Consider the following 9,637-nt stretch of genomic DNA (forward strand, 5'->3'; position numbering starts at 1 on the left):
GGGTTGATCAAGGGGTTTGCGTCAGGATCCGGGCCGGATCCTGACGCAAATCCCTTGATCACCGAGGTGTCCGCCTCGGTGTGACCTCGGACCAAGAGATTCGGTTCTCTCGGGGCGATGGATCGGGGGCGCGGGAGTGCGCTGCATCCAGGACGTAGGCCGCTCGGCGATGGCGGAGGCCACCGCATGAGGATCGATCATGATCTTGGCCCGGGGTCTCCGCCGTCAGGTCAGCAGCAGCCCGGCGACCCAGAGCGCGGCGATGAGCAGGCCGGCCAGGAACTCGACCAGCATCGCCAGCCCGGCCGCCGCCACCGCCTGCTTCGTCGCCGGCCAGGCCAGCCGGGAGTCGCCCAGGCGCAACCGTTCCGCCGCCCACACCCCGCCGACGAAGCCGAGCACCAGCCCGACCACCGGGACGACGAAGAAGCCGACCAGCCCCAGCAGCCCGCCGGCGAGCAGCGACGAGGTGGGCACGCCGGTGCGCTTCAGGTTCCGCCCCGGCCAGGCGTACTTGACCACCGTCCCGCCGAGGGCGACCAGGGTGGCGGCGGCGAGCACCAGCCAACGGCCGCCGCCCGCGCCGCCGAAGAGCGCCCAGACCAGCACCCCACCCCAGCACAACGGCAGCGCCGGCAGGCCGGGCACCACCACCCCGGCCAGCCCGGCCAGGATGGCCAGCGCGGCGAGCACCGAGACGGCCGCCTGCGAGTCGGTCAGGCTCATCTGCCCTGCCTTCCGTTCGCGACTGCGGGGCTCGCAAGCTCACTCCTCGCGCTCACGCTGCCACCTCTTTGCCGCGCAGCCGGGCGGTTATCCGGTCGGCCGGCATCGGCGGGCCGAAGAACCGGCCCTGCCCGGTGTCGCAGCGCAGCGCCCGCAGCCGCTCGGCCTGCACCGGGGTCTCCACCGCCTCGGCGGTGACCCAGAGCTCCAGCGCGTGCGCCAACCGGACCAGCGCGTCGACGATCCGTTCGTCCCGGTGGTCCGCGGCCGCCTCGACGGCGTCCCCGCGGATCCCCTCCACGAACGGCCCGGCCAGCTTCACACAGTGGATCGGCAGCCGGCGCAGGTACGCCAGGTTGGAGTAGCCGGTGCCGAAGTCGTCGATGGCCAGCCGTACGCCCAGCGCGGCGAGCCGGTGCAGCGACCGCAACGGCTCCCCCGCGGTGCCCATCACCGCGCTCTCGGTCAACTCCAGCTGCAACAGCTCCGCCGGCAGCCCGGTGGTGGCCAGCGCGTCCGCGACAGTGTCCACGATGGCCGGATCGTCGGCCTGCCGGGCGGCCAGGTTGACGCTCACCACCAGCCGCGCCTCGGGGAACTGGCGCCGCCACTGCTCGGCGTCCCGGCAGGCCTGCCGGAGCACCCACTCACCCAGCCGGACGATCAGCCCGGTCTCCTCGGCCAGCCCGATGAACCGGTCCGGACCGATCATGCCCAGCTCCGGGTGCTGCCAGCGGACCAGCGCCTCCACCGCGAGCATCGAGCCCTCCAGCAGGGAGACGATGGGCTGGTACCGGAGCACGAACTCGCCCCGGTCCAGCGCGGCGGGCAGCCCGGCGGCGAGCGCGGACCGGGCGATGTCCCGGGCGCCGCGCTCCGGGTCGTAGACCGCCCACCTGCCCCGCCCCTCGGCCTTGGCCCAGTACAGGGTGGTGTCCGCGGCCTTCATCAGCTCCGAGGCGCTGGTGCCGCCGACCGGGCACTCCACGATCCCGACGCTGGCCGACACGGCCAGCTGCTGGTCGCCGACGTGCACCGGGGCGGCGACCGCGGCCAGTGCGGCCTCGGCGACCGCCACCGCCTCGTCCATCCCGTCGCCGTCGTCGACCAGGATGACGAACTCGTCGCCGCCCATCCGGGCGACCAGGTGGCCCCGGCTGGCCACCGACTCGGCCAGCCGCCGGGCGATCACGACCAGCAGGCGGTCGCCGAGGTCGTGGCCGAGGCTGTCGTTGATCGCCTTGAAGCCGTCCAGATCGAGGAAGCAGATCCCGACCCGGTGCTCCGGGACCGCGGCGTCGAAGATCCGGCCGAGCGTCTCGAAGAACAGCGTCCGGTTCGGCAGGCCGGTGAGCGGATCGTGCAGCGCCTGGAACCGCAGCCGCTGCTGGAGTTCGTACCGCTCGGTGATGTCCTCGATCATGGCCACGGTGAACCGGGGCCGGCCGTCGTCGTGCCGGATCAGCGACACGGCCAGGTCGGTCCAGAGCACGCTGCCGTCCTTGCGGTGGTAGCGCTTCTCCAGCCGGGCGGAGTCCTGCTTGCCCTCGACCAGTTCCTGGTAGAGCTCCCACATCCCGGGTGCGTCGTCGGTGTGGAACAGCGACCCCACGTCCGTCTGCCGCAGCTCGTCGACGGAGTAGCCGAGCATGTCGGCGAACGCCTGGTTGACGTCGATGATCCGACCGTCCACCCCGGCGATGCCGATCCCGATCGCCGCGCCGGTGAAGACCGCGCGGAACCGGGCCTCGCTGTCCCGCAGCGCCTGCTCCACCTCGTCCCGGGCCTGCCAGGCCGACCGGGCGATCCGCTCCTGCTGGCTGAAGGTGCGGTCGCGCAGCGCCCGGGCGAAACCCTCGGCGAGCCCGCCCTGCAGGGCCGCGATCCGCCCGGCGGCCCCCTCGGTACCCGCCCGGGCCGGCACCACCTCGGCGAGGAACCGGTCGCCGAGCGAGCGCACCGACCAGTCCAGCATCCGCGGCTCGGTCAGGTGCGCCTCGACCAGCGCCCGGCCGACCTCCTCGGCCGGCCGGGCGGAGAACCGTTCGGCGAGCAGGGCCTGGGCCAGCCGCACGGTGTGCACGAGCAGCAGCCGCTCGGTCTCGGCCGCGTCCAGCGGCACGAACCCGAGCCGGCGCAGCGCGCGGGCCCAGTCCGCCGCGTACCCCTGGGCGCCGGTCCGGCTGATCTCGTCCCCGCCGGGGTCCGGGACGGCGGCCATGGGTCAGCCGGCGGGCCGGTCGTACCGGGCGACGCCGCCGAAGGCGCCGAACCGCTCCGGGTGCTCGTCCACGTCGGACGGCGAGTCGGGCCGCCACAGCGGCATGTGCACCACCCCGGGCTCCAGGATGGTCCAGTCGCCGAAGAACCCGGTGATCTCGGCCCGCGAGCGCAGGGTGATCTCGGTGTCGGTACGCGCCGAGAGCCGCTGCGCGTCGAGCATCTCCTGCGGCTGGTCCTCGTAGGTCGAGTGGGAGATCACCAGGTGGCTGCCCGGGGCGGCGGCCGCCCGCAGGGTGGCCAGGATCTCGCCGGGCCGGTCGGCGTCCGGGATGAAGTGCACCACCCCGGCCAGCAGGATGCCCAGCGGCCGGCTGAAGTCGAGCAGGTTCAGCTCCCGGGCCTCGGCGAGGATCCGCTCCGGCTCGCGCAGGTCGGCGTGGATCACTCCGGTCAGGTCGTTGCCGGCGAGCAGTTCGCGGCTGTGCGCCACCGCGACCGGGTCGATGTCGACGTAGACCACCCGCGCCTTCGGGTTGGCCGTCTGGGCCACCTCGTGCACGTTGCCCACGGTCGGGATGCCGGAGCCGATGTCGAGGAACTGGTCGATGCCGGCGTCGAGCAGCGCCCGGACGGCCCGGCGGAGGAACTCCCGGCCGGCGCGCATGGTGGCCGCGAGGTTCGGCGTCATGCTGGCGATCTGCTCGGCGAGCTGCCGGTCGATCTCGAAGTTGTGCGCCCCGCCCAGGAAGTAGTCGTACACCCGGGCCGCGCTCGGCCGGGAAAGGTCGATCTCGACGGGAAGTCCGTCCGGCATCTGCACTGCTGCACCCCAAGTCGTCGCCGCGGTGCGGGAGGGAACCGGTGCCGGGGACGCGTGCGGGGCACGCGGCGGCCGCACCGGCCGACCCGCGGATCGTGTGGTGCTGACCACAATAGGCCCGACCGTCCCATTCCGGGGAGCTCGGCCGAGCCGGCGGGAACGACCCGCGGACCGGACGGCGCGAACCGCCGCGGCCCGGGCCGGTGGGGGCGACTCAGGCCGGGCCGGCGGGAACCGCCGCGGCCCGGGCCGGGCAGCGCCGGCCCGGGTGCCGCGACACGCGGGACGTCAGCCCACCGACTCCAGCAGCAGCGAGATGCCCTGCCCGACGCCGACGCACATGGTGGCCAGCGCCCGCCGGCCGCCCCGGCGGCGCAGCTCCAGCGCGGCGGTCAACGCCAGCCGGGCGCCGCTGGCGCCGAGCGGGTGGCCGAGCGCGATCGCCCCGCCGTTCGGGTTGACGTGCTCGGCGTCCTCCGGCAGGCCCAGCTCGCGCAGCACCGCGACCGACTGCGCGGCGAACGCCTCGTTCAGCTCGATCACGTCGACCGCGTCGAGGCCGGTGCCGAGCCGGTCCAGCAGCTTCCGGGTGGCCGGCACCGGGCCGACGCCCATGATCCGGGGCGGTACGCCGGCCGCGGCGGCCCCGCTGACCCGGGCCAGCGGGGTGAGGCCGTACCGGGCCACCGCCGCCTCACCGGCGACCAGCAACGCCACCGCACCGTCGTTCACCCCGGAGGAGTTGCCGGCGGTCACCGTGCCGCCCTCGCGGAACGGGGTGGGCAGCGCGGCCAGCTTCTCCAGCGAGGTCTCCCGGGGGTGTTCGTCCACCTCGACCAGCCGGGTGCCCTTGCGCCCCTCCGGCACGCTCACCGGCACGATCTCCTCGGCGAACCGGCCGTCGGCCTGCGCCTTCGCGGCGCGCTGCTGGGACCGGTACGCGAACGCGTCCTGCGCGGCCCGGTCCACGCCGTACTGGGCGGCGACGTTCTCCGCCGTCTCCGGCATCGAGTCGATGCCCCAGTGCCGCTTCATCAGCGGGTTGACCAGCCGCCAGCCGATGGTGGTGTCGTAGACCTCGGCCGTGCGGGAGAACGCGGAGGTGGCCTTCGGCATGACGAACGGCGCCCGGCTCATGCTCTCCACCCCGCCGGCCACCACCAGCTCGGCCTCGCCGGTCACGACCGCGCGGGCGGCGGTGGCCAGCGCGTCCAGGCCGGAGCCGCAGAGCCGGTTGACGGTGCTGCCGGGCACCTCCTCGGGCAGCCCACCGAGCAGCGCCGCCATCCGGGCCACGTTGCGGTTGTCCTCGCCGGCCTGGTTGGCGCAGCCCAGGATCACGTCGTCCACCCGGGCCCAGTCCACCGACGGGTGCCGGGCGACCAGCTCGCGGATCACGTGCGCGGCCAGGTCGTCGGGGCGTACGCCGGCCAGGGCGCCGCCGTACCGGCCGATCGGGGTGCGGACACCGGCCACCAGGTATGCCACGGTCATCGCGAGTCCTTCGGGGTGGGAAGGGTGGGACGGGAGCGCCCACCGGGTCGCGGGGGGACGCCCGGCCGCCAGGATATCCACGCCCGGGGCCGATAGGTTGACGGCATGACCCGGGCCCAGTTCAGCGCAGAGACCAGCGGCGGTGGCCAGTTCGTCCGACAGCCCAACCGGTTCACCGACCGGGTCACCCCGCACTCGACGTCCCCGCCCGGCGGCGGGCCGGACGAGCAGGGGCGCTGGCCGCTGGAGGCCGGCCGCTACCGGCTGATCTGGTGCCGGGCCTGCCCCTGGGCGCACCGGGCCCGGATCGTCCGCGACCTGCTCGGCCTGGCGGACGTCATCTCGCTGGGCACCGTCGACCCGGTCCGGGACGAGCGGGGCTGGCGGTTCAGCCTCGACCCGGACGGGTTCGACCCGGTGCTGGGCATCGGCTTCCTCTCCGAGGCGTACCTGGCCACCGACCCGGACTACGCCGGGCGGGTGACCGTGCCGGCGCTGGTCGACACGCTCACCGGACGGGTGGTCACCAACGACTATCCGCAGCTCACCCTGGATCTCTCCACCGAGTGGCGGCGCTTTCACGCCCCCGACGCGCCGGACCTCTACCCGGTGCCGCTGCGCCCGGAACTGGACGCGCTGATGGCGGAGATCCACCGGGACGTCAACAACGGCGTCTACCGGTGCGGCTTCGCGACCTCCCAGCAGGCGTACGACGAGGCGTTCCGGACGCTGTTCGCCCGGCTCGACGCGCTGTCCGAGCGGCTCGCCGGGCGTCGCTACCTGATGGGCGACACGATCACCGAGGCGGACGTGCGGCTGTTCACCACGCTGGTCCGTTTCGACGTGGCGTACCACGGCCACTTCAAGTGCAACCGGCAGAAGCTGACCGAGCTGCCGGTGCTCTGGGCGTACGCCCGGGACCTGTTCCAGACCCCCGGCTTCGGCGAGACGGTCGACTTCGACCACATCAAGCGGCACTACTACGCCACCCACGAGATGATCAACCCGACCCGGGTCGTGCCGCTCGGCCCCGACCTGTCCGGCTGGACCACCCCGCACGGGCGTGGCTGAACCGGCGCGGCGCGGCGGGCCCGCGTCCCGGGCCGCCGCGTCGGTCGCCGCCGGCTGCACCGTGGCCGGGGCGGTCGCGGTGACGGTCGCCGTGGTCGCCGGTCCGGGTCCCGGCCTGACCGGGTACGTCAGCGAGGCCGGCATCGCCGGCACCGGCTACGCCCGGACGTACCGGATCGGGGTCTTCGCCCTGGCCACGGCGCTGTTGTTGCTGGCCGCGGCGCTTCCGCCGGCGCTGCGCGCGACGGCCGGGCTGCTCGCCGCGGGCGGGGTCTGCACGGTGGTCTCCGGCGCGGTGACCTGCAGCGCCGGCTGCCCGCTGCCGCCGTTCGAGCGGGCCACCGTGGCGGACCTGGTACACGGGGGCGCGAGCATCGCCGCGACCGCCTCCGTGGTGCTGGCGATGCTGGCGCTGCTGACCACCCCCGGCGCGCCCGCGGCGCTACGCCGGATCGCCGGCCTGGGCGCGGTGCTGGCGGTGCCGCTGGCCGCCGCGATCGGGCTGGCGCTCCTGCTGGTGGGGCGGGGCGGGCTGGTCGGCACGCTGGAGCGGCTGCTGCTCGCGGTGGTGGCCGGCTGGGGGCTGGTCACCGCGACCACGCTCGGGCTGGCAGCCGATCGTGACGGACGGGTCAACCGGCCATGACGGGCACGTAAGGACCGTCACGTCCACCACCCCTTCCTCCGCCGAAGCGGCGCGGAGTAGCCTCGGCAGGCGATGACCAACGTCTGGCACCTGACCGTGCGCCTGTACGTCGACCTCCGACGGCAGGCCAGCGGCGTCTGTCCGGCGCAGCCGCTCTCCTGACGCTGCCCTGACCGACCCCCAGACCCCTTGGACGCATCAGCATGCCTTCCGCCCTGCGCAAGATTCCCTTTTCCGTACAGATCCTGCTCGGCCTCGTGCTCGGTGTGGCGTTCGGCTTCCTCGCCCGCGCCAACGACCTGAGCTGGCTGGCCAGCACCCTCGACACCGTCGGCGGCCTCTTCGTCCAGCTGCTGAAGCTGGCCGTGCCGCCGCTGGTCTTCACCGCGATCGTGGTCAGCGTGGTCAGCCTGCGCGGGGTGGCCAACGCCGCCCGGCTGGCGCTGAAGACGCTGCTCTGGTTCGGCCTCACCGCGCTGATCGCGGTGACCGTCGGCATCGGCCTCGGCCTGCTCACCGACCCCGGTCGGGGCGTCACCCTGGATGTCGCGGGCGCCAGCGCGCCGAAGAAGACCGGCTCCTGGACCGACTTCCTCACCGGCATCGTGCCGACCAACCCGGTGGGCGCGTTCGTCGAGGGCAACGTGCTCCAGATCGTCTTCCTCGCGCTGGTCGTCGGCGCCGCCGCGCTGCTGGTCGGCGAGGCCGCCGAGCCGTTCGTGGCGCTCAACCGCTCGCTGCTGGAGATCGTCCAGAAGGCGCTCTGGTGGGTGATCCGGCTCGCCCCGATCGGCACCCTCGGCCTGATCGGCAACGCCGTCGCCGCGTACGGCTGGGACCTGGTGGCCCCGCTGGCCCGGTTCACCACCGCCGTCTACGTCGGCTGCGCGATCGTGCTGTTCGTGGTCTACCCGCTGCTGCTGGCGGCGGCCGGCCGGCTCAACCCGCTGCGCTTCTTCGCCGGCGCCTGGCCGGCCATCGAGCTGGCCTTCGTCTCCCGCTCCTCGGTGGGCACCATGCCGGTGACCCAGCGCTCCGTCGAGCGGCTCGGCGTGCCCCGCGAGTACGCCTCGTTCGCGGTGCCGTTCGGCGCCACCACGAAGATGGACGGCTGCGCGGCGATCTACCCGGCGCTGGCGGCGATCTTCGTCGCCCAGGTCTTCGGGGTCGACCTCGGCGTCACCGACTACCTGCTGATCGCCTTCGTCTCGGTGGTCGGCTCGGCCGCCACCGCCGGCCTGACCGGGGCGATCGTCATGCTCACCCTGACCCTGAGCACGCTCGGCCTGCCGCTGGCCGGCGCCGGCCTGCTGCTCGCCATCGACCCGATCCTGGACATGATCCGCACCGCCACCAACGTGGCCGGGCAGGCGCTGGTGCCGACCATCGTCGCGGCCCGGGAGGGCACCCTCGACCGGGCCGCGTACGACTCGGCCGGCCGGCGCTCGCCGGTCGAGCCGGCCGAGCCGGCCGCGGCGGCGGACCGGCCCGCCCGTACCGACCGGCCGAGCCCCGTACCGGCCTGAGCCGATCCGGCGCGGACCCCCGGCCCGGGGGTCCGCGCCGTCGTACCGGGAGGATGTCGCCCATGAGTCAGCTCTTCACGCCCCTGGCCCTGCGCGCGGTGACGCTGCCCAACCGGGTCGCCATGGCGCCGATGTGCCAGTACTGCGCCGGGCCGGACGGCCTGCCCACCGACTGGCACCTGGTGCACCTGGGCGCCCGGGCGGCCGGCGGCGTCGGGCTGGTGCTGACCGAGGCGACAGCGGTGCTGCCGGAGGGGCGGATCAGCCCGCAGGACACCGGCCTCTGGTCCGCCGCGCACGTCGACGCCTGGCGGCCGGTGACCGCCTTCCTCGCCGCGCACGGCGCGGTACCGGCGGTGCAGCTCGCGCACGCCGGGTTCAAGGCGTCCACGTACCGGCCCTGGGCGCCGCGGCGGGGCGGGGTGCCGGACGCCGACGGCGGCTGGACCCCGGTCGGGCCGGGCGCCGAGCCGTTCCAGCCGGACTACCGGGTGCCCACCGCGCTGGACTCGGCCGGCATCGCCGGCGTGGTCGAGGCGTTCGCCACCGCGGCCGGCCGGGCGGTGGACGCCGGGTTCGCCGCGGTGGAGATCCACGCGGCGCACGGCTACCTGCTGCACGAGTTCCTCTCCCCGCTGACCAACCACCGCCGCGACGACTACGGCGGCGACCGGGCCGGCCGGATGCGGCTGACCCTGGAGGTGGCCCGCGCGGTCCGCGCCGCGGTCGGCGAGGACGTCCCGGTGCTGGCCCGCATCTCGGCCACCGACTGGGTGCCCGGCGGCTGGACGGTCGAGGACAGCGTGGTGCTCGCCGGTGAGCTGGCCGGCGCGGGCGTGGACCTGGTGGACTGCTCGTCCGGCGGGGCCGCTGCCGGCGCGAGCATCCCGGTCGGGCCGGGCTACCAGGTGCCGCTGGCCGCCCGGGTCCGCCGGGAGGCGGGGGTCGCCACCGGCGCGGTCGGGCTGATCGTCGAGCCGGAGCAGGCCGAGCAGATCGTCGCGACCGGCGCGGCCGACCTGGTGCTGCTCGGCCGGGAGCTGCTGCGCGACCCGTACTGGCCGCACCGCGCCGCCGCCAAGCTCGGCGCCACCCCCACCTGGCCCGCCCAGTACCTCCGCGCCATCTGAC

The 9,637-nt window shown here is 74.7% G+C and carries 8 protein-coding genes; 4 read left to right on the plus strand and 4 right to left on the minus strand.

Annotated features, from left to right (window positions below; translation table 11 throughout):
* Positions 1–225: 225 nt before the first annotated feature.
* From DLJ47_RS29690 to pcaF, 4 genes are all read right to left on the minus strand, one after another.
* Complete coding sequence (locus DLJ47_RS29690) at positions 226–726, minus strand: DUF456 domain-containing protein (protein WP_088995456.1); 501 nt, start codon at positions 724–726, stop codon at positions 226–228.
* 52 nt (positions 727–778) lie between these two features.
* Positions 779–2,947: a putative bifunctional diguanylate cyclase/phosphodiesterase gene (locus DLJ47_RS29695; protein WP_109904923.1), complete on the minus strand. Its 2,169-nt coding sequence runs from the start codon at positions 2,945–2,947 to the stop codon at positions 779–781.
* A gap of 3 nt (positions 2,948–2,950) precedes the next feature.
* Entirely contained in the window at positions 2,951–3,769 is an 819-nt protein-coding gene (locus DLJ47_RS29700; RefSeq protein WP_109904925.1) for an SAM-dependent methyltransferase, read from the minus strand.
* A gap of 288 nt (positions 3,770–4,057) precedes the next feature.
* Positions 4,058–5,263: a 3-oxoadipyl-CoA thiolase gene (gene pcaF / locus DLJ47_RS29705; RefSeq protein ID WP_109904927.1), complete on the minus strand. Its 1,206-nt coding sequence runs from the start codon at positions 5,261–5,263 to the stop codon at positions 4,058–4,060.
* 105 nt (positions 5,264–5,368) lie between these two features.
* On the opposite strand from pcaF, the gene DLJ47_RS29710 reads away from it, so the two are divergent.
* The 4 genes from DLJ47_RS29710 (at position 5,369) to DLJ47_RS29725 (ending at position 9,636) form a co-directional block, all read left to right on the plus strand.
* Complete coding sequence (locus DLJ47_RS29710) at positions 5,369–6,334, plus strand: glutathione S-transferase family protein (RefSeq protein ID WP_109904929.1); 966 nt, start codon at positions 5,369–5,371, stop codon at positions 6,332–6,334.
* Positions 6,327–6,980, plus strand: coding sequence for a DUF998 domain-containing protein (locus tag DLJ47_RS29715; RefSeq protein ID WP_109904931.1), 654 nt, complete (start codon positions 6,327–6,329; stop codon positions 6,978–6,980). The genes DLJ47_RS29710 and DLJ47_RS29715 overlap by 8 nt, the downstream gene beginning before the upstream one ends.
* A gap of 215 nt (positions 6,981–7,195) precedes the next feature.
* Complete coding sequence (locus DLJ47_RS29720; protein ID WP_199236057.1) at positions 7,196–8,506, plus strand: dicarboxylate/amino acid:cation symporter; 1,311 nt, start codon at positions 7,196–7,198, stop codon at positions 8,504–8,506.
* A 62-nt stretch (positions 8,507–8,568) separates the two neighbouring features.
* Positions 8,569–9,636: an NADH:flavin oxidoreductase/NADH oxidase gene (locus DLJ47_RS29725; RefSeq protein WP_109904935.1), complete on the plus strand. Its 1,068-nt coding sequence runs from the start codon at positions 8,569–8,571 to the stop codon at positions 9,634–9,636.
* The last annotated feature ends 1 nt before the right edge of the window (position 9,637 follow it).

This window comes from Micromonospora sp. S4605 (genome assembly GCF_003176715.1).
Classification (GTDB): domain Bacteria; phylum Actinomycetota; class Actinomycetes; order Mycobacteriales; family Micromonosporaceae; genus Micromonospora; species Micromonospora echinaurantiaca.